Below are 26,769 nucleotides of genomic sequence, written 5' to 3' on the forward strand. Positions count from 1 at the left end.
CATCGGTAGTTTAACTGGCGGCACGTGTCTTCAGGATGTCGTCCAGCCAGTCGCGGCGCAGCTCCGGAACGGATGTGATGAGCTGCTCCGTATAGGGCTCGTAAGGCGGTTCGAAGATTGCCTTCGTGGTGCCGGTTTCGACCACCTTGCCCTTCTGCATCACCATGGTGCGATCGGCGAGCCGACGGACGACGCCAAGGTCGTGGGTGATGAAGAGATATGACACGTGCAATTCGTCCTGCAACTTGCGCAGAAGTCTGAGAATTTCCTCTGCGACGAGCGGGTCGAGTGCTGAAGTTACTTCATCGCAGATGATGAGATCAGGCTTGGCAGCCAGCGCACGGGCGATACAAACACGCTGCTTCTGGCCGCCCGAAAGCGCGCCCGGCAGGCGGCTTGCGAAATCGGCAGGCAGGCCAATGAGCTCAAGCAGGCGCTTGACCTCAATCTCGCGCTGGTCCTCATTCATGCCGAAATAGAACTTCATCGGACGCCCGATAATTTCACCAACGGTCTGGCGTGGATTCAACGCCACGTCAGGCAGCTGGTAAACGAGCTGAATGCGGCGCAGTTCTTCGCGGCTACGCTTTTTGTAGTTCGCTTCCAGCCGCTGCCCGGCAAGCGTGATGATGCCGCTTGAGTGCGGCGGCAGGCCTGCAATCACACGCGCAAGCGTTGACTTGCCCGAGCCGGATTCACCCACTACCGCAAGCGTTTCACCGCGACGGATATAGCAACCCACATCGGTCAGAACGAGTTTTTTGCCGTAATAGGCCGTCGCGCTTTTCACTTCGAGCAGGATTTCGCCGGTCTTGTGTTCGGCCTGTTCGCCCGAAATGCTGGCTTCACGTTCAGACACCAGACGCTGAGTATAGTCCTGCTTGGGTGCTTCGAGAATGTCTTCCGCAGAACCAAGCTCGACCATCTTGCCATGACGCAGCACCATGATGCGGTCGGCAATTTGCGCCACGACTGCAAGGTCATGCGTGATGTAAAGAGCAGCGGTGTTGTAACGCTGGATCAGGCTACGCAAAAGTGCCAGCACCTCGATCTGGGTCGTCACATCAAGTGCGGTGGTCGGCTCGTCCAGCACGAGAATATCCGGGCGGCAGGACATGGCCATGGCGACCATCGCACGCTGCAACTGACCACCGGAAACCTGATGCGGATAGCGATCGCCAAAAGTATCGGCGTCTGGAAGTTGCAATGTATGCAGCAGTTCCAGCATCCATGCCTTTGCTTCCGCTTTGGTCATCAGGCCGTGATAGAGCGGGCCTTCCATGATCTGATCGCCAATGCGGTGCGCCGGGTTAAACGACGCCGCCGCACTTTGCGCCACATAGGCAATGCGTGCGCCGCGCGCCTTTTCACGGGTCTCGCGAGTACCGTCCATCAACGAAATATTGTCAACGACAATGGTGCCCTCAGCGATCCCGCAGCCGCCACGGCCATAGCCCATTGCGGCCAGACCAATGGTGGATTTGCCAGCACCGGACTCTCCAATGAGGCCCAGCACTTCACCGCGCTTTAGCGTCACATCGACATGATCGACAAGCGTTGCGCCATTGGGTGCTTTGACGACGAGGTCGGAGATTGAAAGAACGATATCCTTGCTCATCGATCAGCTCCCTGTGTGGTCGTGCGTCCGGCCAGAAGCCAGTCCACGACGAGGTTGACGCCAACGGTGAGAATGGCGATGGCAGCCGCCGGGAACAGCGGTGCGTAGAGGCCGTAGAGAATGGCCTGCTGGTTGTCCTTCACCATTCCGCCCCAGTCCGCAAACGGTGGCTGGATACCGAGGCCCAGGAACGACAGACCGGCCACGAAGAGGAAGGTAAAGCAGAAACGCAGGCCGAATTCCGCGATCAGCGGTGGCAAGGTGTTCGGCAGGATTTCACGCCAGATCAGCCAGCCGAGACCTTCGCCGCGAAGACGAGCGGTTTCGGCATATTCCAGCACATTAACGCCCTGCGCCACGATGCGCGCCAAGCGGAATACGCGGGTGGAATCGAGCAATGCGATGGTGATGATCAGCACCGGCAGCGACGAGCCGAGCGCCTGAAGGATGACGAGTGCCGAAATGAGCACCGGAATGCACATGACGGTATCGACGATGCGCGACAGGATCGTATCGACCCAGCCGCCGAAAATGGCGGCAAGGAAACCGAGAGGCACGCCGACGCTGAATGACAACAGCGATGCAGCCAGCGAAACGCCAATCGACATTTGCGCACCAAAGAGCAGGCGCGAGAGCATGTCACGGCCATTCTGATCGAGACCGAACCAGAACTGGGCCGATGGTGGATCAAATGGTGCGCCGACAATATCTTCCTGACCATAAGGCGCGATCATTGGGCCAAACAGGAACATCAGGAGGCAGAGGGTAACGATGGCGAGACCGACCCACGCCGTCAGGGGAATAGATTTCTTCATTGTCTTCACCGTGGATGCCTCAGGCGCGGATTGAGCGCGATGGCAGCGACATCGGCGATGATATTGAGAATGACATAGGCCGCACCGAAGACGAGGGCCGCAGCCTGCACGAGCGGAAGGTCACGCTTGGAAACGGCATCGACCATGAAGCGGCCAAGGCCATTATAGTTGAAGACAGCTTCGACAAGCACAACGCCGGTGATGAGGTAAGCGATGTTGAACGCCACCACATTGACGATCGGCGCTGCCGCATTGGGCAAAGCGTGCTTGGTCACGACGCGCTTGGTGCGCAGGCCCTTGAGGTATGCCGTTTCAACATAGGCCTGATCCATAACCGACAAAACGGCAGTGCGGGTCATGCGCATCATCTGCGCAACGGTTACCAGAACCAGTGTCAGTGCGGGCAGGGCAGTGGCCTGAATCCATTCGAGGAACGTCATGCCCTCATAGGTGTCGGCGAGGCTGGGCAGCAGATTGAAGCGGATCGACAGGAACAGGATCAGTAGCAGGCCGAGGAAATACTCTGGCAGTGAAACAAAGGCGAGCGCCACAATATTCACGACGCGGTCGAAGATGCCGCCGCGCTTCACCGCAGTGATAAGGCCAAGGAGAATAGCGATAGGAACGCTGATGACCGCTGCAAAGGCTGCAAGCGCCATCGTATTCCAGAAACGCGGCCACAGGAGATCGGCTACCGGCTGCTGGTTGGCAAGCGAGGTGCCAAGATCGCCAGTCACGAACCCAGCAAGCCACGCGAAATAGCGTGCGAGGACCGGTTGATTGAGGCCAAGGCTTTCGCGCAGCGTCGCAAGCGCTTCCGGCGTGGCATTCTGGCCGAGAATGGCGGACGCCACGTCACCCGGCAGGATCTGCGTGCCGGCGAAAATCAACGCCGACACGAGGAACAGCGTGAGGAGCCCGAGCCCCACACGCTTGATGATTAGAACGAACATTTATGCTTCCAGCCAGACTTTTTCGGCAAGGCGCGCACCCATCAGATTGAACATCGGATGCGTGGTCACGCCCTTGAGCTTCTTGGAGGTGGCATCGAGATAGTCGCCAAACATTGGGATAAGTGCGCCGCCATCATTGCTGATCATGGCCTGCAGTTCGGCGTAGATTTCCTTGCGCTTGGCCTGATCGAGCATCGCACGGGCTTCAAGCAGTTTGGCGTCGAAATCGGCGCTCTTCCAATGCGTATCGTTTTGCGATGCGTTGGATGCGTAGGCAACCGACAGGGCCTGATCGGCGGTCGGGCGACCACCACGATAAGACATGCAGAACGGCGCCTTCATCCAGACATTGTCCCAATATCCGTCAGCCGGTTCGCGCTTGATATCGATCTCGATGCCCGACTTGGCGGCGGCGGTGCGGAAAATCGCTGCGGCATCGACAGCGCCCGTAAAGGCGGCATCGGATGCGGACAGCTGGATTTTCAGCGAATCCATGCCTGCCTGTTTCAGATAGAACTTGGCCTTTTCCGGGTCATAGGCGCGCTGCGGCAGTGCTGCGTCGAAGAACGGGTCGGTGCTCGGGATAGGGTTGTCGTTTCCGAGACGTCCATAGCCGCGCAAGGCGGTCTTGAGCATCTGTTCGCGGTCGATGGCGTGCTTGATGGCGAGACGGACATTGTTGTCGGTAAAAGGCGCCTGCGTGCAATCCATCAGGAAGGAGAAGTGCTGGCCGCCGGACGACTGGACGATGTTGAGGTTCGGATTGCGTTTCAACAGATCGACGGTCTTGAAATCGAGCTGGTTGATAGCGTGAACCTGACCGGACATCATGGCGTTGGTGCGGGCGGACACATCGTTGATGACGATGACTTCAACTGCATCAACCCATGCCGTGTTCGGCTTCCAATAGCTCTCATTGCGCGTGAAACGCGAACGCACGCCCGGCTGAAAACGCTCGAAAACGAAAGGTCCGGTGCCGACCGGCTTGTTGAAATCGGTCCAGTCTTTCGGAACCACGAGGAAGTGATAATCGGACAGGATGTAAGGCAGATCGGCATTGCCGCTCTTCAGTGTGATCTTGACCGTGCCAGCATCGACCTTGGCGACATCGGTGAATTCCGATGCCAGCGAACGCGCGCCAGATGTGGTTTCGCCGCGATGAAGGTTGATCGAATAGATGACGTCGTCGGCGTCAAGCGTCTTGCCGTTATGGAAGGTCACGCCCTGACGAACCTTGAAGGTCCATTCCTTGGCGTCGGCTGACGGTTCCCAGCTTTCGAACAGCTCAGGCACAGCCTTGTTATCGGCGTCGATTTCGACAAGGCCGTTCATCAGCATGTAGGCCTGATTGACCGGAACCCAATCTTTCAGAAGGCGCGGATCGAAATTGTCGGTCGTGCTGCCGCCGCCGATGCCGAGCTTGAGCACTCCGCCTTTCTTTGGCGCGCCATCGCCTGCCGCAGCAGCGGGCGAGGTGATCAGGCCGCTCATGCCAGTGATGCCCACCAGACCGAGGCCTGCTGCGCCCGCCATGAAAGAACGACGCGTCAATTGAAACTGGCTTTTTTGCTCAGGCATTCTGTACCCCTGTGTTTAAGTCATAGCTTATCGGCTTTTGCGGGTGGGGTAGCTTACTGCAGCCCTTATTTTCAAGGGTTGATGTCCGATTTCTGGGTATGACTTTTAAGCATACCCCCATGCGAAATGTGTGTCTTGGCATTTGCGCGAACAGGAATAAAGGAGCGTCCAACAGTACCGGCAGGGGCGCTTTTCCGTAAGGGAAGCCGCTCCTGCTTTTTCAGATTTGGATGATCCTGGAGATCGAAAATGGGTTTGCCGGATGTTATCGGCTTGGTGGGCGCGTTCTTTTACCTGCTTGGCTATGCGCTGATTCAATTGCGTATTTTTACCGTCGATGATCCGGTCATTCCGCTGCTGAATGTTCTGGGCGGCGTTGCCCTGATCTATTCGTTAGCCTGGAATTTCAACCTCGGCTCCTTCATTTCGCAGGTTGCCTGGCTGGTCATAACCGTTTTCGGATATATCCGCTTCCGCATGGTGTCGCGTCGCCGCGCCGCACTCGCACAGGAATGATGCGTTTCGCCGATCCGATCATCTTTACGTGATCGGATCGGTTCCGTTGCTTGCAATCAGCCAGTCGGCCACTTCCCGCACGATTTTACGCTGGTGACGGTCGGCTGGCCGCATCAGATAGAAATAGGCGTCCGACCGCATCATGTGGCTGTGCACGGGAACCAGTGTCCCACTCGCAAGCTGTTCCTTGATCAGCCATGTCCAGCCGAGCGTGATGCCGATGCCTTGCGTTGCCGCGGCGACGCAAAGGCCGTAATCGCCAAGCCGCCATTCCAGCGCGCCAGCGGGCGGCGACAGTCGGGCGTCGTGCCACCATTCCGGCCATCCCTGCCATTCGCGCATCGTATCTTCGATAGCAAGCAGCACAGGCGCTTCCTGCTCCATGATATTGGGCACGCCCGGTGCTGATACCGGCACAACTTCCTCTCGACCCAGCACTGTGAGATTGACGCCGATGGGGCGCTCTTTGCGATAGAACAATGCAAGATCGAACTCATCGAGCCGCAAATGGGCGACGTCATCCGTCACGCGCAGCCGGATTTCAATACCCGAAATTTCAGCTTTTAACTTGCCTATGCGCGAAAGAAACCACTGGTCGGCAATGCCGCGCGAACAGGCGATGGTGATCTGCCGGGGCCCGATCCAAGCCCGAAGGCCGTCTGTGACAGCGCTCAGATCGCCCAAGAGTCGACTGACCTCCGAGGCATAGCTCTCGCCGATAGCGGTCAGTTGCACGCCGACGGGCAGACGATTGAAGAGTTTGGAGCCGATGAACGCTTCCAGCTTGCCGATCTGGCGGCTGACGGCGCTTTGGGTCAGGCCCAGTTCCAGACCTGCACGGGAGAAACTGCCAAGTCTGGCCGCGCTGTCGAAAACCACCAGCGCATTAAGCGGCGGCATGGATTGACGACCGACTGCCACAGTTGACTACTCCCGTTTGCCAGAAGGCATGAATTGCAATTTTGGTTTGGTTTTCTGTATCCGAACCGTGTTCGTCAAGTCCCTTCGAGGGAATACCCAATAGCTTGCAGGGCGGAGATCAACCTAAGACCCAGTCGGGACGGCAATGTCTTCCAGCAGAGCTGAAGCGCTTTTGGACAAAGGGCAGCCTTTTTCGCCGAGATATTGCAAGGCATTGCGCGCCAAGGCGCGATCAGCCGCATTGCCTATAAAGGTCGTCAGTGAATCTTTGAACTCCAATACGATGTTCTCGGTTCCGCGCATGGTGCGATAGTCAACGCGTGACACGCTGGAATATGGCTTGGAGCGCAAGAGAAAAAGCCGGAATTCAATGCGGTCATCATGGAGCGTAAGCCGCGGACCAATATTGTTATGGCCCCATGCTATCCAGGGAATAGCTTTCCATCCACCGAAAGATGCCTTCAGCGGTATGTTCAATAAGTTCTGCGTGTTCATTGCTTCTAGCTAATGGAAGAACTGAACGGAGGAAAGCCGATTGACGAGAGATGTCGTGATGGCATTGGCAGGGCAGTCGTAAGCGCATTCAGCCGTAGACCTGATTGCTATTTTCCCTTCCAGACTGGATCGCGCTTTTCGGCGAAGGCTTTGGCGCCTTCCAGATTGTCGTCCGATCCATAGAGAATATCGACCGTTGCCAGCTTGCGACGCATGACAAGGTTCATCATGGTCTGAAAATCTTCGCTTTCGGCGTGGCGCACGGTTTCCTTGATTGCTGCGTAAACCAGCGGCGGGCCGGATGCCAGCAAACGCGCGATCTCCCATACGCGCTCTTCCAGTTTATCTTGAGGCAGGACCTCGTTGACGAGGCCCCAGCGGCGCGCTTCCTGAGCGTCGATCCAGCGGCCGGTCAACAACAGTTCCATCGCGATGTGATAAGGAATGCGTTTCGGAAGCCGGATGCTTGCTGCATCTGCAATGGTTCCCGAGCGGATTTCCGGCAATGAAAAAGAAGAGTGGTCCGCGGCATAGATCAGGTCGCAGGACAGAGCGAGTTCGAAGCCGCCGCCTGCGGCCATGCCGCTGACACAAGCGATGACAGGCTTGTTCAGGTCGCGCAGTTCCTGAATGCCGCCAAAGCCGCCAATCCCATAGTCACCGTCGATGGGAGCGCCTTCGGCCGCTGCTTTCAAATCCCAACCGGCAGAGAAGAAGCGTTCACCGGCGGTCTTGAGAATGGCGACGCGCAGTTCGGGATCGTCGCGAAAGGCCGCGAAGGTTTGCCCCATGATCCGCGACGTTGGAAGATCAATCGCGTTGGCCTTGGGCCGGTCCAACGTAACTTCCAGAATAGCGCCTTCACGGCGGGTTGTTATGGCAGCTTCGGCCTGCGTGCTCATTTCATCTGCCTTTCCAAACGGGATCGCGTTTCTCGACAGCTGCGCGCGGTCCCTCCAGCGCGTCTTCGCTTTCGATCAGCGCTCTGAACAGTGGAAACGTACCGGCGCGCATGGCGGCATAGCTCTCGGCCAGGCTCATATGCTCGGCCATGCGTGTCGTCTGTTTTGCGGCGGCAACCGAAAGCGGCGCAGAACGCAGAATGCGTGCGGCGAGCGCTCTGGCCGCATTCATCAGCTCGGCCTGCGGCACCACCTCATTGACCAGCCCCCACCGCAGACAGTCCTGTGCATTGAAACGTCGACCGCCGTAAAGAACTTCGTTTGCAATGACCTTGGGCAGAAGTTTGGGCAGAACGAACGAACCTATATCCGGCAGAACACCGAGCGATGTCTCGGGTAGCCAGAATTGTGCATGATCCGCGGCGATAATGAAGTCGGCGGTCAGGAGTATTTCGAAGCCAGCGCCAATGGCATAGCCGTTGACCGCGCAGATGACCGGCTTTTCCAATCCGGGCAGTTCTGAAAAGCCATAGATGCCGCCCTGGCCATAGTCAGCGATATAGCCATCTCCGCCAGTGGCGGCAGCTTCGTTCAGATCCCATCCAGCGGAGAAAAATTTCTCACCTGCACCTGTGAAAATCGCAACGCGCAGGTCCGGATCATCGCGAAAAATGGCGAAGGCGTCGCCGAGCTTTCGACTGGTTGGCTGGTCTATCGCATTGGCCTTGGGCCGGTCGAGCGTGATCTCTAATATCTGGCCGTTGCGAACGATTTTGACCTCTTCAGACATCATGCTCTCCTGTTGCGTATTAGGGCATCGACGGCGATGGCATTATCCGGGGTGACGATGAGCGGATTGATATCGAGTTCCTCAATCAAGCCTGCCTGAGCGAGAGCATGGTTGCCAACTCGCCACGCCGCTTCCACGGCGGCTTCGATGTCCGCTTTCCGTCGGCCACGGAACCCGGTCAGAAGCGGGGCTGAGCGCAACGAGAGAAGCGCTGTTCGAATATCATCGCGACTGGCGGGTAAAAGAAGCGCGCGCGTATCATTCCAGAGTTCGACCATCACGCCGCCTGCGCCGATGGTGAGATAAAGCCCGAATTGCGGATCGCGTGCGATGCCGACGATCAGTTCGGCAACACCTCCCTGAACCATTTTCTCGACCAGAAAATCGCACTCAAGATGGGCAAGCAAAACTGCGGCTGTACGCACAGCCTCGGCATCCGCCAGATTGAGGTGGACCGCCGCCATTTCGGTCTTGTGGAGAAGGTTGTCTCCAACGCCCTTCAGGACGACGGGGTAGCCCAGCTTTTCAGCAAGCGCGACAGCATCATCGACGGTGGATGCGATGCCGCCCTGTGGGGTGACGATGCCGATTTCATGCAGGACAGCTTTGGACGACCATTCGTCCATTGCAATCGCGTCCGATGCAAGGGCTGGCGCCTGGGTGGTGAGCAGTGGAGGTTGCGGGTGCGACCAGCTATCACCAATCCAGGCGGCATTGGCCGCAGCCGTCAGCGCTGTGGCAAGCCCCATCATTGGCGCGATACCGGCGGCGATCAACCGTTCGGCATGGGTTTCGGTGAGGTTTTCCGGCAGACTGGCGACGAGTGCGAAGCGCCCACCGCTTGCCTTGTGCGCTTCTATCGCCGCTTCTAGCGATGTTTCGCAACCATTGTCGACGCAGCGGTCGCCGCGAGGAAAGTCGAGCACCAATATGGTCAGGCCGAAATTTCCGTCGAGCATGGCGCGATAGGTTGCCGTGAGTGCTGGTCCATTTCCCCATGTGAAGGTGTGATAGTCGAGGGGGTTCGAGATCGTGACCATTTCGGGCAAGGTGGCGCGTAGTTTCTCGGCCTCGTCAGGTGCAAGCGGTCGGAGCTCAAGACCGGCAGCGCTTGCAAGATCGCCAACGAGCGATGCTTCGCCGCCGGAACAGCTCATCGAGCCGAGACTTTGATCCGGCGAGGGACCAAGCACATGCAGCAGCTTCAGGGTTTCGACAAATTCGTCGAGCGTCCGGGCACGGACGACGCCGCATCGTGCGAAAAAGGCATCGGCAAGCGTGTCGGCTCCGGCCAGTGAAGCGGTATGTGAAAGGGTCATCGCCTGTGCCGCGGCGGAGGTCCCGACCTTGATCGCCACGACGGGCTTCCTCATTGCGCGCGCTTTAGCGAATACACGTTCCAGCCGTGTAATATTGTCGAAGCCTTCAATGTGCAGGCCAAGAACGGTAACACGCGGATCGTCCAGGGCTGCTTCGGCAAGTTCAGAAAGACCCGTCTGGGCCTGATTTCCGGCGGTCAGCACATAGGCAATCGGCAGGCCGCGACGCTGCATAGTGAGATTGATGGCGATATTGGACGACTGCACGACAATTGCGGCACCGCTTTCCACTCTCTTGCCGCCATGCTGGTCTGGCCAGAGCAGCGCGCCGTCAAGATAATTGATGAAGCCATAGCAATTGGGGCCGAGGATCGGCATATCGCCCGCCGCTCCCAGCAAAGCCCGGTTGCGCTCGGCGCCATCGGAAACCTCATTGAAGCCGGATGCGAAGCATACCGCGCCGCCACTGCCGCGCGCTGCCAGTTCTCGAACGATGTTGATTGTTCCGTCGCGATTGACGCCGATGAAGCTGACATCGGGCGCGCCGGGCAGGTCTGCGACAGATCGATAGCACTGGATATCGTCGATCGTATCGCGCGTGGGGTGGACTGGCCAAAGGTCGCCTTCAAAACCCATTTTACGGCATTGCCTCAGCACTGCCATAGACCACCCGCCGCCAAAGATCGCAATCGAACGCGGACGTAGAACACGAGACAGGTTCTTTTTGCTCACGATCAGGCTCCGAGTGGTCGGAGAAGGTCGCGGGCAATGATGTGGCGTTGGATTTCGCTGGTGCCATCCCAAATTCGCTCCACACGGGCGTCGCGCCAAAAGCGTTCCAACGGCAGGTCGTCCATCAATCCCATGCCGCCATGCACCTGAATGGCGCGGTCGGTAACGCGAGCCAGCATCTCAGACGCATAGACCTTCGCGGACGCAATCTCACGGTTTGCTGGCAAGCCCTGATCGAGACGCCAGGCAGCTGCCAATGTCAGCCAGTCGGCGGCATCGATTTCGGTAACGGAATCGGCAAGCTGGAAACCAACGCCCTGAAAGCGCCCGATGGGCTGACCAAATTGCTTACGCTGCGCGGCATAGTCCACCATCATGTCGAACACACGGCGCGCTCGCCCAACCGCCATTGTCGCCACGGTGATGCGGGTGGCATAAAGCCATTCATTCATGACGGCAAAGCCCCCATCGACATCGCCGAGAACCTGAGCATCCGGAATGCGGCAATCATCGAATTCAAGGATCATATTCTTGTAGCCGCGGTGGCTGACGGATTTATATCCCTCGCGGATCGTGAAGCCGGGCGTGCCGCGATCCACCAGAAAGGTCGTGATTTTCTTCTTCGTTCCGGCAGAAGATTGTTCTTCGCCGGTCGCCATGAAGACAATGACGAAATCGGCGTGTTCCGCGCCTGAAATGAAATGCTTGGTACCGTTCAGCACCCAGTCGCCGCCATCGCGGCGCGCATTGGCTTTCATACCGCGAATGTCGGAGCCCGCATCGGGCTCGGTCATGGCGAGCGCATCCATCCTTTCGCCGCGCACGGCAGGCAGGAGATATCGCTCGATCTGTTCGCCCTGACAGGCCATCAGAATATTTTGCGGACGCCCGAAGAAATGTGTGAGCGCCATCGATCCGCGACCGAGTTCGCGCTCAACCAGCGCAAATTCGAGATGGGAGAGACCTGGGCCGCCGGCAGATTCCGGGAAGTTGCTGGCGTAGAAGCCAAGTTCGATCGCCTTGCGCTTGATTTCCTCGCCGATCTCCTGTGGCACATGACCGAGACGTTCGACGGTCGTTTCATGCGGATAAATCTCGTTCTCGACAAAGCTTCGAACTGTCGAGACGATCATTTCCTGTTCTTCAGTCAGTCCGAAATGCATTGCGTTCCTCCCGTTACGCCTTGCTTAGACCCTCTGGCCTATGGCGTTGTTATTTCTATAAGTGCAGGTCCCTCAACCGCCCCGGCGCGTCGCAGCGCTTTGGCAAGCTGCGCAAGATCAAGTGCGCCCGGACGAAGCGCGTCCTGATTGTCGCCATTTGTCAGCCGAATATGTTCGCCCGCTATGCCATAGGCCTGTGCGAGCTTGACGAAATCGGGCGCTGTCGGGCGCACTCCAACCGGTTCTATCTCCCGGGACAGCATGTAATCTTCGATTTCCTGATAACCGTGATTGTTCCAGACCACGAAAATCACCGGCGCTTTCTCGTCCACGGCAGTGCCAAGCGTGCCCAGACAAAACTGGAAACCGCCATCGCCCACAAGGCAGACGACAGGCGCGCCGCTCTGCGCAAGGCTTGCGCCGACTGCGGCAGGAGGACCAAACCCGAGCGCACCATAGCCGGTTGAAGCATTGAACCAGCTTCGCGGGTCATCGGCTTCGAAGAACAGATTGCCAGCATAGGCAAGCTGGGTGGAATCCCCGACGATAATGCTCCCGGGCAACGTGTCCCGAATGGTGTCCAGAACTTCGATCAATGCCTGCATTTTGGATGAAAGAGAGCGGTAGGCTGCCTCTGTTGCGACAGAAGCGCGTTCCTTTCCGCCGTCGCGCTCTGTGTGAGACAAATCACGGAGGGACGACGCGAGCGCTTCCACTATCAGGGCTGCGTCGCCTGTGAGTGAGAGCGCGGCCGGATAGCTGGTAGCAGCTGCATCGGGATCGACATCAATGCGGATCATTCTGGCGGGCGGTTCAAAACCGCCATCCACATACATGTCGTAATCGGTCGGCCCAAACTGGGTTCCAATGGCGATGACGAGATCGGCCTCTGCGATCAGTTGGCGGATCGGCAGCAGGCTCGGGCTTGCCTGTACCATAAGGGGATGGCGACCAAGCAAACCACGGGCGTTTGTTGTGGTCACCACCGGTGCGTCAAGCATTTGTGCAAGGGTGGAAATGGCATCACACGAGCGGTTGGCGCCCCCGCCAGCGAGAATCAAGGGACGCCGCGCTTTCGCACACAATGTTGCTGCGTCGTCGATTTTGTCAGTGTCGAAAGCGGCGGCAGCCTTTTTCAACAGCTTCAGTGGTGCGCCTTCGAATGGAGCTTCCATGAGGTCGGTTGGAATTTCGATATGGACGGGACCGGGACGTCCCGATTTCAGCCGGGCAAAGGCGCGGTCAACCAGTGATACCAGATCGCCGGATTGTTCCAGCCGTTCCGATGACAAGGCGATTGTTCGCATCGTTGCGGACTGATCGGGCAATTCGTGCAGATGCCCCCGGTAATGTCCGAGCGTGTGGCGGGCATTGACCCCGGAGATGACCAGCATTGGGATGGAATCCGCGCGCGCCTGCGCCATGGGGGTGATGGCGTTGGTCAATCCCGGGCCGGTAATCAGCAGGCAAACGCCTGGCTTGCCGGAAACCCGCGCATAGCCATCCGCCATGAAACCTGCATCCTGCTCGTCGCGCGGGGTGACGTGCCGAATGCTCGACCCGGCCAGACCGCGATAAAGCTCTGCCGTATGCACGCCTGGAATGCCAAATACTGTGTCAACGTCGTACGCTTCCAGAAGCTCAATCAACGCCTGCCCGACCGTTGTTTTGCTGCTCATGACACCAGACTTTCCGCATTGTGGTTAAGGCCGCGGGCAAAACGCGCGATGCGGTCGCAAGCCTCGATAATCCGGTCTTCGGGAACGGTGACGCTCATGCGCACCAGATCCTTCGCAACCTGGCCGAAAGACGTGCCGGGCATCATCGAGACATAGTGTTCTTCAAGCAGGCGGCTGGCGAATTCTTCGCCATTCAGTCCGGTGCCGCCAATATCCAGCAGTACGAACATGCCAGCTTCCGGCATCAACGGCTTGATGCCCGCGACACCGCGCAATTGTTTGACCACGAGTTCCGACCGGGCCTTGTATTGGGCGCGCATGACGGAAGATGTCGTCAGATCGTGGGTCAGCGCATAAGCCACCATGTCGGCGATGAAAGGCTGTCCGCCGAAGAGCATGGATTCGGAAAACGGCAGCAATCTTTGGCAGAACTCTTCCGATCCAATAGCCCAACCCGCGCGAAAACCGGGTGCTGCATGCGACTTGGATATGGAGGAGACCACGATTGCGCGATCAGCCATTTCTGGAATGTCGAGCGGCGAAGCAAATGCTGCGCCGAAGGTAAGCTCTTCATACACCTCATCGCAGATGATCCAGAGATTGTGCTTACGGCACACTTCGGCGATGGCGGCAATTTCGGATTTTGTCAGCACCGAGCCGGTGGGGTTGTGCGGATTGTTGAGGAGCAACGCGCGGCAGTCGGGCGTAATGGCGGCTTCCAGTATTTCCGCGCGAAGATGAAAACCGTCTTCGGCCCGCAGCGGCACTGGAACGATATCAGCTCCGGGCGCGCGCACGACGCCTTCATAGGTCGCATAATAGGGATCTGGAACGAGAACCTTGTCACCTGCCTCGACCAGTCCGGTCAGGACTGCATAGAGCGCTGTCTGGGTGCCCGGAAAATAGAGGATGTTGTCGGTGGTGATGGTGCGGCCAGTGCGCTTTGAGTATTTTGCGGCCAGTGCCGCCAGCACTGCCGGTTCGCCGCGACCGTTCGAATAGCGGGTGCGACCGGCGCGCATGGCATTGTTGCACACCTCCAGCAACATGGGGTCCGGCGCGACGTCGGGTTCGCCAATCGTGAACTCGATAACCGGATGACCGAGCGCGCGCAGTTCCCTGCCACGCGCATGGACACGCCATTTGTCCGACCCCAGTCCTGATAGTCTTTCGGTGATGGAAGCGTAATGCATGTCAATGTCTCGGAAGTGGTGGCACGGCGGGAAGCTCGATGCCGAGAAGGGCGCCGATGGAGCTTAGTCCGATGCCGATTTGCATGGTGTCGTCGATTTCGTCCGCGCTGAGACAGCCTTCGATCCACAGGCCGTCGATCAGTGCATTGACTGCGATGGCGAGGCGTCGGCATGCCTCCGGGGTTGGCTCGCGGCCTTCCGCCGACAAGACCTCCGCAATCAGGGTCTCAGTCGCCCGGCGAAAAGCGAGATAGCCTTCACGATGCTCGCGTTCCAGATCCGGATCGAGATGAACCTGGCTAACGAAAGTCGCCCAGAGCGAAAGCATGCGCGGGTCTGCCACTGCTCCACCAAGGCTGGCAGCGACGAAACGCGTCAGCCGGTCATGGGGCGTGCCGCCGTCCGATTCCAGAATACTCAACGCCGGCACGGTCATCATTTCGATCATACGCCGGTAGGCGGCGGCGATGAGATTGGCCTTTGATGTGAAGTGATGCCTGATGAGGCCATTGCTGACCCCCGCACGCGCCGCGACGGCGCGCACTGTCGTCGCCTGTATCCCCAGATCGGCAATGCAATCGAGCGTAGCCTCTATCATGTCTGTGCGACGGTCGAAGTCTGGCGCACGTCGAAACGATGCGGTCATCTTCTCCTCCCTTGATGCGTGACTATGCACTTGCATAACACTTATTCAAGTGTATAGTCAGCGTCAAGGGAACCGTTGGCTGCTTGTTGAGAAGTCGGAAAAGAACTTCGAAGCGGCTGATAAACAAGCAATATCCAGGTGGCTTTCGGCGAACCGATTGGGTGGCCGGGCCAAGGGAGGTTCGTGCCGCATGAGCCAGGGCGAAGAGGCGATCTCTGTCGTCGACCTTCACAAGCGTTTCGGTGATCTCGAGGTGCTTAAAGGCGTTTCACTCAAGGCGCGCGAGGGCGACGTTATCGCAATTATCGGCGGATCGGGCTCCGGCAAATCAACATTTCTTCGCTGCATCAATATGCTGGAACTGCCGACTTCGGGGGCGGTCACCATCCATGGTGAGACTATCGCCATGAAGAACAGCGGTAATGGCAGCCAGATTCCCACGGACAGAAAGCAGATCGAACGCATTCGCACACGGCTTGGAATGGTCTTCCAGAGCTTTAATCTCTGGCAGCACATGACTGTTCTTGAGAACGTGATCGAAGCGCCCGTTCATGTGCTGGGGGTGCCGAAAGCCGAGGCGATAGATCGCGCCGAAACGCTGCTGAAGCGCGTTGGGCTCTACGAAAAGCGAGATGTTTATCCAGCTTTCATGTCCGGTGGCCAGCAGCAGCGCGCTGCGATTGCGCGTGCGCTCGCGATAGAACCGCTGGTCATGCTTTTCGATGAACCGACCTCTGCGCTGGACCCTGAGCTTGTTGGCGAGGTGCTCACCGTTATCGGAGATCTGGCCAAGGAAAAGCGCACGATGATTCTCGTTACGCACGAGATGAAATTTGCGCGCAGGGTCGCGAACCACATTGTCTTTTTACATGATGGCAGGATCGAGGAAGAGGGGTCCCCTGAAGACGTATTCGGGAACCCTAAATCCGAACGACTGAAAAAATTCATCAGTTCAACGCACTGAAACGGGAACGGGAGAAGTACCAATGAAGCGTCTTTTTACAAGTCTGTGTATCGGTGTAACATTTGCTGTCGCGGGCGTCGCGGTTGCGAATGCCGAACAGGTAAAGGTCGGTATCGCAGCCGAACCCTATCCGCCCTTTACCTCGCCCGATGCGTCGGGAAAGTGGCAAGGATGGGAAATTGATTTTGCCGATGCCGTCTGTGAAGAGGCCAAGCTTGATTGCGTGATCACGCCCGTCGCCTGGGATGGCATCATTCCAGCGCTGACCACCAGCAAGATCGACATGATTGTCGGCTCCATGTCGATGACGCCCGAACGTCTCAAGACGATCGATTTCTCGGACAAGTATTACAATACGCCGACGATCGTCATCGGTACCAAGGATCTCAAATTCGATGCGACGCCCGAGGGGTTGAAGGATAAGACCATTGGCGTGCAGGTCTCGACCATCCATCAGGCTTACGCGATGAAGCACTTTGCGCCCGCCGGTGCGACGATCAAGGAATATCAGACGCAGGACGAAGCCAATAACGATCTGACAGCCGGGCGTATCGACGCTGTACAGGCGGATTCGCTGGCGCTTCGCACCTTCCTTGCCACAGACAGCGGCAAGGCATGCTGCGAGGAAAAGGGCACGGTCGCGCAGGACGTTGAGGTTCTGGGACCAGGTGTGGGTATCGGATTGCGCAAGGGCGATACGGAACTCAAGGACAAGTTGAACGCTGCAATCAAGGCGATCCGTTCCAACGGCACCTACGACACTTTCACGAAAAAATATTTCGACTTCGACATTTACGGCCAGTGAACGTCATGGCCAGCCGGCATCCTGTCGGCTGGCCTATTCTGATTTCAGCATGAACGGGACTGGCCATGGATGCACCATTGATCAACTGGAGCCTGCTTGCTCTTAATCCGCCGGGGTGGGGAGGCGTGCTTCTGCAGGGCTTCTGGCACACGCTGCAAATTGCCGTCGGCGGTTATTCGCTCGGTCTGTTGATCGGCATGTTTGGTGCGCTGGGCAAGCTCTATGGCGGCCCTATCATTCGTGATCTGCTGGAAGTCTACACGACTGTGGTGCGCGCCGTGCCGGAGCTGGTGCTGATCCTCATCCTGTATTACGCAGGCACCGATTTGCTGAACCAGATGCTCGCTGTGTTCGGCTATGGCAAAGTCGATATCAGCGGGCTCGCTGCTGGCATCTTTGTCATCGGGGTGGTGCAGGGCGCCTATTCAACGGAAGTCCTGCGCGGTGCGATCAAAGCGATTGCACCCGGCCAGATCGAGGCGGCGCGCGCGTTCGGCATGCCGCCGTCGAAGATGCTCCGACGCATTACGATACCGGCCATGCTGCCCTTTGCCATACCGGGCCTTGCCAATCTGTGGCTTATCTCGACCAAGGACACGGCTCTTCTGGCTGTCGTCGGTTTCAGCGAATTGACGCTGGTAACACGACAGGCGGCAGGCACGACCAAGCACTATCTGCTGTTCTTCTTGACCGCTGGCGTGCTTTACCTCGGGCTCACCCTGATTTCGAATGCCTTCATCGGCATGATTGAGCGGCGCTCGCGCCGTGGTTTTGCGCGGATTGACTGAGATGAGCACATCTTCAGCCATATACGAAAACCGAACCTCTGCCAGAGTCTGGCTTGAACCGCACCGCGTCGTGCTGATTGTCATCGCAATCGCGCTGTTTGCTTCGGCGGTGATTTTTGGTCGCTGGGACTGGCTTCCGCAATATCTGCCTCGTCTGGGGTCCGGCATTCTGGTCACCCTGTTCATGCTGTTTGGGTCGGCCATTCTAGGGTTCATGCTGGCGCTCCCGCTTGGGCTGCTTCAGGTGACTGGGCCCTGGTGGTTGAGCTGGCCAGCCAAGGCGTTCTGCACCGTCATCCGAGGCACGCCTCTGCTGTTGCAGCTCTGGTTGCTCTATTACGGCCTTGGTTCTCTGTTCCCGTCTATTCCCGGCATTCGCAGTTCATTTATCTGGCCTTATCTGCGTGAAGCATGGCCATATGGACTTGCAGCGCTGACGATCTCATTTGCGGCCTATGAGGGCGAGGTCATGCGTGGTGCTTTCGCTGGCGTGCCGTCTGGCGAATTGCAGGCCGGTCGTGCTTTTGGCATGTCGCCCTGGAAAGTGTTTCGCCGCATCTGGCTGCCACGTGCCATCCATCGCGCGTTGCCCACGCTGAACGGTGAAACGGTTCTGCAACTGAAGTCGACACCGCTGGTCGCAACAATCACCGTGGTCGATGTTTACGGCGTCGTCTCCCGTGTGCGACAGGACACTTACCTGACCTATGAGCCGCTTCTTCTGCTGGCATTGATCTACATGATACTGACTGCAGGTCTGGTCTGGGTCTTCCGGCGTCTTGAGAACCGAATTCCGACAAGAGGTGTTTGAATGCGCGATTTTTCGACTGCTATTCGCAATAACCTGCCCGAACTGACGGCATTGCGACGTGACCTCCATGCTCATCCCGAACTTGGTCTTGAGGAAAAACGAACCTCGGAGATTGTTGCGCGGGAGCTTGAGGCTTTAGGGTACAAAGTCACACGCGGGCTTGCAAAAACCGGGGTGATTGGCACTTTGACGAACGGGTCGAGCCGAAAGTCGGTCGGCATTCGCGCTGATATCGATGCGTTGCCGATCCACGAGCAGACAGGTCTTTCCTATTCCAGCAAGTCGCCCGGGCTGATGCATGCCTGCGGGCATGATGGCCATACGACCATGTTGCTTGGCGCCGCCAAGGCCCTGGCCGAGCGGCGCAATTTCGACGGCACCATTCATCTGATCTTTCAACCGGCGGAAGAGAATTTCGGCGGGGCCAAGATCATGATCGAAGAAGGATTGTTTGATCGCTTTCCCTGCGACGCTGTTTTTGCCCTTCACAATGATCCCGGCATTCCGCTTGGCAAGTTTGCCTTTCGCGATGGACCGATCATGGCTGCGGTCGATGAGGCGATGATCAAAGTGAAAGGCTATGGTGGTCATGGATCGGAGCCGGAAAAGACTGCGGATCCCATAATGGCGGGCGCTTCCATCGTGATGGCGTTGCAGACTATCAAGTCGCGCAATGTGCCAGCGCTGGACCCGGCGGTTGTGACCGTTGCAGCTTTTCATGGCGGCTCGGCAAGCAACATCATTCCATCGTCGGCGGAAATTGTCGTCGGTATCCGCACCTTTTCGCCCGTCATTCGCGATCAGATTGAAGAGCGGATCAAACGCGTTGCAGCCTATCAGGCAGAGAGCTTTGGACTAACCGCGGAAGTCGATTATCTGCGGAGTTACGACGCGACAATCAATCATACCGCGGAAACGGATTTCGCGCGCAATCTGGCGCTGCAATCATTTGGTGCGACGAATGTGATTGAGCTGGAGCGCCCGCTTATGGGCAGCGAGGACTTCGCCTATATGCTTGTCGAGCGACCCGGCACCTATTTCTTTTTGGGTGGGGGCAAGGGAGAGAATGACTTCCAGCTCCACCATCCATCTTATGATTTCAATGATGATCTGATCCCCATCGGCGCGGCCTTCTGGACCGAGCTTGCTGAAGCCTATCTTAAACCCGAGTGAGCCCATGACCGCCGTTTATGAATTCAATTCCGCCATAGTCCGGACACCGGGACGATCTGTCATCAATGGTTTGCGCGCCGATGACCGGGGCAACCCGACCTATGAGGGCGTCAAGGAAGAACACGAAGCCTATGTGCAGGCCCTGCGGCAGGCAGGTGTTGAAGTGACTGTGCTTCCCCCAATGGAGGAATTTCCGGATTCGATCTTTGTCGAAGACCCGGCTTTGGTGTTCCACGAAGGCGCTGTTCTGCTGCGTCCCGGTGCGCCTACGCGTGTCGGCGAGACGGCGGAAATAGAGCCGGTTCTGCGCTCTCTTTTTGAGAGGGTGGTGCTGCTTCCAACTCCGGGCTTTGCGGATGGTGGGGACGTTCTTGTCACACCGTCGGCGGTGATGATTGGCCTCTCAGCGCGTACAGACAAAAGCGGCGCCGAGGGGCTTCGTGCAGCCCTTGCAACCCTCGGTCATGCTGCGGAGATTGTCGAAACACCGAAGGGTGTTTTACATTTCAAGACCGACTGCTCGCTTCTTGACGAGGAGACCGTGCTTGCCACGCACAGGCTGGCTGGTTCGGGCTTCTTCAGAGGCTTGCGTGAAATCGTGACGCCCGAAGGTGAGGAAGCTGCCGCCAATGCACTGAGGGTCAACGATGTCGTCTTTGTCGGCGCCGATTTTCCTCGTACGATCGATCTGCTCGATACAAAGGGCTACAAGGTTGTAGCCCTGAAGACGGGGCAGATTGGGCGGATCGATGCAGGCCTGTCCTGCATGTCGCTACGGTGGCGGCGATAGTCAGAATGCATTCCAGACGATAGATCGGCGCTGGTATCCAGCGCCGATTTTCATTGGATGATCCATGGGCCCGCCTCAATGATTGGGGTCTATCGATAGACATCCATATTGTCAGCGTCTGGTGTCCCAAAACTGCGCGCATAGGAATGGCCGCTATAAACCGCAGCGGCGATGATCGATGGTGCATAACAGTCACCAATTGAGGTGACGGATTTTATACCCGCGTCCTGCCATTCATTCCGGCGAGCTTCCAGTGCAACCGCCAGGCTTTTGTCGGGATGACGGCTGGTTACAGGCACCAGTGTGCCGCATGGAGTTTCGGTTTCCCTGCCGGAATAGACACATGCGACAGACAGGCTGTCGGTGGTTTGTCTGGCGAGCCTGTGCAGCGGGATTATCCTGACACCCAGCTCTATCAATCTCGTTTGAATCTTCGACTGTTCGAGCGTGTGTTCACTCCAGGGGGCCACGATTGCAGCTGGTGTTACCAATGTTGTTTCAATGCCGCGACTGACCGCAAGCTCGGCGAGAACCGAGCCGAGATAGTAACGATCATCATCGAATATCACCAAAGGTCCGCGACAATCATCAAGGGATGTTTTGTCTTTGAGAATGGTGTCGACACTCAACGTGTGACCATCCAGTGTTTCCAGAGGTTGTCTGTGCGAGCGGCCGACGGCATCGGTGCGCCAGCGCGCGCCGGTCGCCAGCACCACGTTGGGAATTCCGTAAGTCAAAATCTCGTCGGCATCCAGATGGCTGTCGAGATACATCTCCACATTGGTCGCGCGCTGCAATTGCGTCATCCGCCAATCGCGAACACGCGCCCAGCTTGCAAGTCCGGGAAGGGCCGCTTCCTCGGTCACACGCCCACCCCACTGGGTGCTTCTATCAGCAATGATGACTTCTGCGCCGCGCTCGGCCATGGCGCGGGCAGCTTCCAGACCAGCGGGGCCACCACCGACCACCAGAACTTTCTCGGTGGTCTGCAGCTTGCCGATTTTTTCCGGGTGCCAACCCTTGCGCGCTTCTTCGCCAATTGTCGGGTTTTGGGTGCAGCGCAATGGCGCAACGATGTTGTCGCTGGCGGTGCATATATTGCAACCGATGCATTCGCGAATGTCATCGACGCGACCGCTCTGGATTTTCTCTGGCAGAAATGGGTCGGCAATTGACGGGCGCGCCGCGCCGATAAGATCGAGAACGCCGGATTTGATTGCCTGTACCATCGTGTCCGGCGATGTATAACGACCGACACCAACGACTGGTTTGGTGGTGAGTGATTTCACAAAGGAGATATAAGGCTCCTGAAAGCCTTCCTGTGAGAAGCGGGATGTCTGGCTATCGTTGGACCAGCCGGACAGGTTCACATCCCAAAGATCAGGCTCATCGGCGAGAGCGGCAATGACATCCCGTCCTTCACCATTGTGCTGGATGCCCTGATCACCCAGAAACTCCTCAACCGCAAAGCGCACCGCAATCGCACATTTGTCACCGACAGCGTCGCGCGTATCCGCCAGCACTTCACGAAACAAACGCAGGCGGTTCTCGAACGACCCGCCATATTCGTCCGTGCGGGTATTGTAACGTTGCAGCAGAAAATGCTGCAGCAAGGTCATGTCGTGGCCTGCGTAAACATAGACGATATCGAAACCGGCCCGCTTGGCGCGCAGCGCTGCATCGCGATGCCATTTGCGAAACCGTGCAATGTCGGCCTTGTCCATGGCTTTTGCCTGTACCGGATCTTCCACATCGACAATCATGTCCATGGGCCCAAGAGGCGCCAGTCTGGTCAGACGATTGGAGACATGGATGCCGTTATGTACAAGCTGGATCGCCGCGAGACTGCCATGCTGATGAACAGCGTCAGTCAGCTTCTGGAGGCGGTCGGCGTCCTTATCGTCCCATATGCGACCCTGATTGGAAGGCGTAATATCCGATGTTGGATGGATTTCGGTTTCCTGTGTGGAAACCACGCCCCAACCACCCTCTGCCTTCATCTCACGCAGGCGAAGATCATGTTCGGGATAGCGATGTCCCATGCCGCTACAATGTGGAACCTGATAGAAGCGGTTCTTCGTCGTGACGGGGCCAATCTTGATTGGCTCGAACAGAATTTCGTGACGCTTGTCCATGGTCGCTCTGCTTATCATTTGGAAGAATGTCACCCCTCTTTGGGGGTGACTCAATCAGAGGTGAATCTTTGCCGCGCTTAACGCGCCAGAGATCGTTTGAAGCGGGCTTCGAGTTTGGCCTGACCATATTCCAGAACGATGGATAGGGCCCAGTAGATCATCGATGCGGTAATCAGCATTTCGATGTGCCGGAACTCGGTCTGACCCTGTGTGCGGGCGAGATACATGAGTTCCCATACGCCAATGACAGAGACCAGTGACGAGTCCTTGAGCATTGCGATGAACTGGTTTCCTGTCGGCGGAATGATGATACGCATTGCCTGTGGAAGAATGACCAGCCACATGGTCTGCGAAGGGCCGAGGCCAAGCGCAAATGCGCCTTCCTGCTGTCCACGCGGAATGCTCTCGATGCCTGCGCGGAAGATCTCGGTCATATAGGCGCCATAGCATAGCGACAGCGCCAGAATACCGGCAGGAATAGGCCCGATGACATAGCCCACCTGCGGCAGTCCAAGGTAGATGATATAGATCTGCATCAACAATGGCAGGCCACGGAAGAGCGAGGTGTAGAATGTCGCCAGCCCATAGACGAGGCCGTTCTTTGATAGCTTGGCCACAGCGCCAATCAACGCCAGGATGGTCGCGAAAAAGATTGAGGCAGCGGAAATATAAAGCGTTGTGACGACACCCTGACTGATCAGAAATCCGATCTTGCGGGCTATAAATTCAAACGAAAGATTGAATGAGTAGAAGAAGATCATCAAGAGCAGGAACAGTTCCAGCCATATTCCGGAAATCTGTGCCCAACGCGGAAAAAGTCTCAAAAAACTCCAATTGGCGAATATGATAACGCTAAGCAGTATAGAGGAGATCAGCGTTGCTTTGGTGAAACCCGCCTTCGCGACTTTGGGGTCGATACCAAGCCAGTTTGTTATGCCGGAGAACCGGATATTCATGAAACAGAAGAGTGCCGTCAGGATAACAAAGAACGCTATCTGAACAGTACGCTTGGCGGCCTCCGGCCGCATCAGAAAAAACCTCCCGAGCATGTTCTCTCCTCTGTTAGCTTGCCTTTCGCTCAGCAAGCCAATCCTGCATCTGCAATTTCCAATAGGTAAGCTGTGCGGCTGCGAGGCCAGCGGCTCCGCCAGCCCAGACCAATCCGAATTTTTCGAATAGCTTGTAGCGGTCACTCTGTCCGCAGATGGCTTCCGCCACGACTTTGCCGCCAATGGCGGTTGTGTTGAGCCCATGGCCACCAAAAGCGGTGCAATACCATGTGCTGTGGTCCAGTTGTCCTATCTGGGGCATCAAATGTCTGGCGTAAGACATCAGGCCCGACCACGCCAATTCCGTCTTGAGTGACGCAAGCTGGGGATAGGTTCCCACCATCTCGTTGCGCAACTCGCGCACCACGCCGGGCGTATTGGCTGCTCTTGTGGTGATGCGTCCGCCCCACAAAAGTCTGCGACCACCATCAATCACACGATAATAGTCACCAGCGCGGCGATTATCACCAATCGCGGCTGTTGTGCGGATTGCCGATGCAATCAGTTCAGGCGCTTCTTCACTCACCATCACATAGGTTGCAATTGGCAGGTAGGCTCGCCTGATCTGGCCCACCAGACCGTCAGTATAACCACCAGTGGTGATCAGCACTGCGCCCGCCTTGACTTGTCCCTGAGCTGTTTTGACAAGCTTCCCGTCCTTGTGGTCGAGCAACTGCACCACACGGCTATGCTCGAATATCCGCCTACCAAGCCGCTCTATCTCGCGCGCCAGCGCCCGGAGGTAATTCAATGGATGGATATGGAATGCATTGGGGTCGTAGACCGATTGAAAGTAGCGCTGCGAATTCAGGATGTCGCGCGTTTCAGCGGTTGGATGGAAGTCAATCTTGTAGCCATAATCGCGTTGCAGCGCGTCGGCGTAGTGTTTCAGACTGTCCCCGTCGTCATATCGGCGCACATGCAAAATGCCGGGAATAGACTGGGCTTCATCGATCTTCAGCGTGTCGATGTTTTGTCGAACGAATTCGACACCTTCAATCGACAATTGATGCAGTGTCTTGGCAACAGACTTGCCAGCCCGGGCAGCAATTTCATCGCCACCAGAGGCAAAGCCTGGGCTGACAAACCCGCCATTGCGCCCGGAGGCGCCAAAGCCGATGCTCTCGGCTTCCAGAACAACAACTCGCTTGCCCGCGCGCGACATCTGCAAGGCGGCTGACAATCCTGCCAGCCCGCCGCCGATCACGGCAACATCTGCTGTTATTTCGCGTTCAAGTGTCGGGCGCACCAATGCGTCCGCCGTCGTCTGGCTGTAATATGTGGCCGGATAAGTCATCGCAACACCAGGAAAAGCATATCGGATGAGCCACCGTCACGATGGCTCACTTCGATATTGATCTAAGGGGAATGTCAGTCGGCGCTGTAGTCTTTGCCGTACCACTTTGCAGTGAGTGTCGCCAAAGTGCCGTCAGACTTCATCTGCTTGATGATCTCGCCAATCTTGGCGGTCCATTCCGGATCGTTCTTCTCCGCGATGACCACGAGCGGCTCACGGAAGGCATATTCGCCCTCAAGAATCTTGACCGGATAACCGTTCTTGATGGCGTTCTGCGCCGTCTGTTCCGGAGCGATGATCGCATCAATGCGTACGCCGTCACCCAGTCTCAGATCGTCGAACGGCAGCATGGAATCCGCAAAGGTGCGAATTTCGCCCGGTTCCAGCTTGTATTCGATTGGGGGAAGACCCGGTGCGTCAATTTCCAGCTGGTGACGGGCGAAATCTTCCGACGTGGTCGCCGTTTCTACGCCGATGACTTTGCCCTTGAGATCAGCAACGGATTTCGCTTCGCTGTCCTTGTGCACGACATAGACATAGGGGCTGTAATAATAGACACCGGCGAAATCGATGACATTGGCGCGCGCCTTGGTCGGTGTTACCGATCCGACACCCACGTCATAGCGCCCCTGCCAGCGTCCGCCGGTCAGCGTTGCCCAATCCGGCGTTTCGAAAGAGACACTGACGCCAAGGCGCTTGCCGATCTCGTTGGCCACGTCCACGTCGAAGCCCACGAGTTTGTTGGAATCATCCAGAAAGCTCTGGGGTGGCCAACCCGCATTGGTTGCGACAACCATGGCCTTTTTTTCCATGACGCGATCCAGCGTCTCTCCTGCATAAGCAGAAAATCCGGTAGCGAGAATAGCGCCTGCGATACCCATTATTGTTATTATTTTTTTCATTTTATCGAACCCCTCCTCTGGTTTGATGCATCAGCATTGCATAAACCCGGAAGCAACGGCTAGGCGGCCCGGATAAGTAGGTTATGAAATTAGCGTATGATGATATGCCGTTCTTGCAGGATGTAGGGTTAGGCCTGTTTGTGTTCGGGGCCGCTCACGCGAATGGCCCCGCCATGACAAGCGAATTCGTCTGATCGTCGGTGCCGCCGGCTATTGGTTGCGCACAGCCATTGCGGTGACTTCAACCCGCATTTCCGGGGTGGCGAGACCTGCAACGCCCACGGCGCAACGAACCGGAAATGGCTTCTTGAAAAAGCGCAGATACACTTCATTGAACGCCGGGCGCTCATTGATGTCGGTCAGATAGATCGTCAGGTGAATAACATTCGCCAGACTGCTGCCAGCCTTTTCAAGTGATGCTTTGAGGCTGTTCAGCGTGCATTCGCTTTGGGCGGTTATATCGCCGTTTTCCATGGAACCATCGGCCCGGATGGGAACATGGGTGGTCACCAGGAAATTGCCGATGCCTGCAACATCGGAAGAGATTTCGCTTTCGTCCGTATCCTCAAGGAAATAGGGCGTTGTGCTGTTCGTCATGGTCTTCTCCGATCGTTGGCGATTATCCGAAATCTGTGACGCGGTTTTGGGATAAGTTGCGCGTTAAAACAAGCAGCCAGAGCATTGTTATTGCTCAAACTGGATACGAATTGCTCTTTCTTGCCACGAAACGGCTCT

General features: G+C 57.1%; 25 protein-coding genes. 7 read left to right on the plus strand and 18 right to left on the minus strand.

Annotated features, from left to right (window positions below):
* Positions 1–10 precede the first annotated feature (10 nt).
* From FHW03_RS04675 to FHW03_RS04690, 4 genes are read right to left on the minus strand one after another with little or no spacing between them, the layout of a single operon-like run.
* Positions 11–1,618, minus strand: coding sequence for an ABC transporter ATP-binding protein (locus FHW03_RS04675; protein ID WP_182519579.1), 1,608 nt, complete (start codon positions 1,616–1,618; stop codon positions 11–13).
* Entirely contained in the window at positions 1,615–2,433 is an 819-nt protein-coding gene (locus FHW03_RS04680; RefSeq protein ID WP_121539578.1) for an ABC transporter permease, read from the minus strand. Before FHW03_RS04680 ends, FHW03_RS04675 begins: the two co-directional genes overlap by 4 nt.
* 5 nt (positions 2,434–2,438) lie before the next feature.
* Positions 2,439–3,386 (minus strand): ABC transporter permease, encoded by a 948-nt coding sequence (locus FHW03_RS04685; RefSeq protein ID WP_182519580.1) that lies wholly within the window; start codon positions 3,384–3,386, stop codon positions 2,439–2,441.
* Positions 3,387–4,964 (minus strand): ABC transporter substrate-binding protein, encoded by a 1,578-nt coding sequence (locus tag FHW03_RS04690; protein WP_182519581.1) that lies wholly within the window; start codon positions 4,962–4,964, stop codon positions 3,387–3,389.
* A gap of 249 nt (positions 4,965–5,213) precedes the next feature.
* On the opposite strand from FHW03_RS04690, the gene FHW03_RS04695 reads away from it, so the two are divergent.
* Entirely contained in the window at positions 5,214–5,480 is a 267-nt protein-coding gene (locus tag FHW03_RS04695) for a cyclic nucleotide-binding protein (RefSeq protein WP_182519582.1), read from the plus strand.
* 24 nt (positions 5,481–5,504) lie between these two features.
* On the opposite strand, the gene FHW03_RS04700 is transcribed toward FHW03_RS04695, so the two are convergent.
* From FHW03_RS04700 to FHW03_RS04740, 9 genes are all read right to left on the minus strand, one after another.
* Positions 5,505–6,401, minus strand: coding sequence for a LysR substrate-binding domain-containing protein (locus FHW03_RS04700; RefSeq protein WP_182519583.1), 897 nt, complete (start codon positions 6,399–6,401; stop codon positions 5,505–5,507).
* A 123-nt stretch (positions 6,402–6,524) separates the two neighbouring features.
* Positions 6,525–6,896, minus strand: a complete 372-nt coding sequence (locus FHW03_RS04705) for a hypothetical protein (RefSeq protein ID WP_182519584.1) — start codon at positions 6,894–6,896, stop codon at positions 6,525–6,527.
* Between the two features lie 107 nt (positions 6,897–7,003).
* Positions 7,004–7,798 carry a carnitinyl-CoA dehydratase gene (locus FHW03_RS04710; protein WP_182519585.1) on the minus strand — a complete coding sequence of 265 codons (795 nt, stop codon included), beginning with the start codon at positions 7,796–7,798 and terminating at the stop codon, positions 7,004–7,006.
* Between the two features lies 1 nt (position 7,799).
* Positions 7,800–8,591, minus strand: a complete 792-nt coding sequence (locus FHW03_RS04715; protein WP_377514138.1) for an enoyl-CoA hydratase-related protein — start codon at positions 8,589–8,591, stop codon at positions 7,800–7,802.
* Entirely contained in the window at positions 8,588–10,639 is a 2,052-nt protein-coding gene (locus FHW03_RS04720; RefSeq protein ID WP_182519586.1) for an acetate--CoA ligase family protein, read from the minus strand. The genes FHW03_RS04715 and FHW03_RS04720 overlap by 4 nt, the downstream gene beginning before the upstream one ends.
* A gap of 2 nt (positions 10,640–10,641) precedes the next feature.
* Entirely contained in the window at positions 10,642–11,802 is a 1,161-nt protein-coding gene (locus FHW03_RS04725) for an acyl-CoA dehydrogenase family protein (RefSeq protein WP_182519587.1), read from the minus strand.
* 38 nt (positions 11,803–11,840) lie between these two features.
* A complete protein-coding gene (locus FHW03_RS04730) occupies positions 11,841–13,481 on the minus strand; it encodes a 5-guanidino-2-oxopentanoate decarboxylase (RefSeq protein ID WP_182519588.1) in 1,641 nt (546 codons plus the stop codon).
* Positions 13,478–14,674 carry a pyridoxal phosphate-dependent aminotransferase gene (locus FHW03_RS04735; RefSeq protein WP_182519589.1) on the minus strand — a complete coding sequence of 399 codons (1,197 nt, stop codon included), beginning with the start codon at positions 14,672–14,674 and terminating at the stop codon, positions 13,478–13,480. Before FHW03_RS04735 ends, FHW03_RS04730 begins: the two co-directional genes overlap by 4 nt.
* Position 14,675: 1 nt before the next feature.
* Positions 14,676–15,320, minus strand: coding sequence for a TetR family transcriptional regulator C-terminal domain-containing protein (locus FHW03_RS04740; protein WP_151558110.1), 645 nt, complete (start codon positions 15,318–15,320; stop codon positions 14,676–14,678).
* A 190-nt stretch (positions 15,321–15,510) separates the two neighbouring features.
* On the opposite strand from FHW03_RS04740, the gene FHW03_RS04745 reads away from it, so the two are divergent.
* From FHW03_RS04745 to FHW03_RS04770, 6 genes are all read left to right on the plus strand, one after another.
* Positions 15,511–16,284 (plus strand): ATP-binding cassette domain-containing protein, encoded by a 774-nt coding sequence (locus tag FHW03_RS04745; protein WP_182519590.1) that lies wholly within the window; start codon positions 15,511–15,513, stop codon positions 16,282–16,284.
* A gap of 22 nt (positions 16,285–16,306) precedes the next feature.
* On the plus strand, positions 16,307–17,089 hold the full coding sequence (locus FHW03_RS04750) for a transporter substrate-binding domain-containing protein (protein ID WP_182519591.1): 783 nt from the start codon (positions 16,307–16,309) through the stop codon (positions 17,087–17,089).
* A gap of 65 nt (positions 17,090–17,154) precedes the next feature.
* Entirely contained in the window at positions 17,155–17,877 is a 723-nt protein-coding gene (locus FHW03_RS04755) for an ABC transporter permease (RefSeq protein WP_151653305.1), read from the plus strand.
* A 1-nt stretch (position 17,878) separates the two neighbouring features.
* Positions 17,879–18,688, plus strand: a complete 810-nt coding sequence (locus FHW03_RS04760; RefSeq protein ID WP_182519592.1) for an ABC transporter permease — start codon at positions 17,879–17,881, stop codon at positions 18,686–18,688.
* A complete protein-coding gene (locus FHW03_RS04765; RefSeq protein ID WP_182519593.1) occupies positions 18,689–19,861 on the plus strand; it encodes a M20 aminoacylase family protein in 1,173 nt (390 codons plus the stop codon).
* A 4-nt stretch (positions 19,862–19,865) separates the two neighbouring features.
* A complete protein-coding gene (locus tag FHW03_RS04770; RefSeq protein WP_182519594.1) occupies positions 19,866–20,651 on the plus strand; it encodes an arginine deiminase family protein in 786 nt (261 codons plus the stop codon).
* Between the two features lie 89 nt (positions 20,652–20,740).
* Here the strand turns inward: FHW03_RS04770 and FHW03_RS04775 are convergent, their stop codons facing one another.
* The 5 genes from FHW03_RS04775 to FHW03_RS04795 form a co-directional block, all read right to left on the minus strand.
* On the minus strand, positions 20,741–22,786 hold the full coding sequence (locus tag FHW03_RS04775) for an FAD-dependent oxidoreductase (protein WP_377514144.1): 2,046 nt from the start codon (positions 22,784–22,786) through the stop codon (positions 20,741–20,743).
* Positions 22,787–22,863: 77 nt separating this feature from the next.
* A complete protein-coding gene (locus FHW03_RS04780) occupies positions 22,864–23,835 on the minus strand; it encodes an amino acid ABC transporter permease (RefSeq protein ID WP_182519596.1) in 972 nt (323 codons plus the stop codon).
* Positions 23,836–23,848: 13 nt separating this feature from the next.
* Positions 23,849–25,132, minus strand: a complete 1,284-nt coding sequence (locus FHW03_RS04785) for an FAD-binding oxidoreductase (protein WP_182519597.1) — start codon at positions 25,130–25,132, stop codon at positions 23,849–23,851.
* Positions 25,133–25,206: 74 nt separating this feature from the next.
* Positions 25,207–26,034, minus strand: coding sequence for a transporter substrate-binding domain-containing protein (locus tag FHW03_RS04790; protein WP_377514147.1), 828 nt, complete (start codon positions 26,032–26,034; stop codon positions 25,207–25,209).
* Between the two features lie 210 nt (positions 26,035–26,244).
* Complete coding sequence (locus FHW03_RS04795; protein WP_182519598.1) at positions 26,245–26,631, minus strand: RidA family protein; 387 nt, start codon at positions 26,629–26,631, stop codon at positions 26,245–26,247.
* Positions 26,632–26,769: the final 138 nt, after the last annotated feature.

It is taken from the genome of Ochrobactrum sp. RH2CCR150 (assembly GCA_014138095.1).
Classification (GTDB): Bacteria; Pseudomonadota; Alphaproteobacteria; order Rhizobiales; family Rhizobiaceae; genus Brucella; species Brucella gambitense.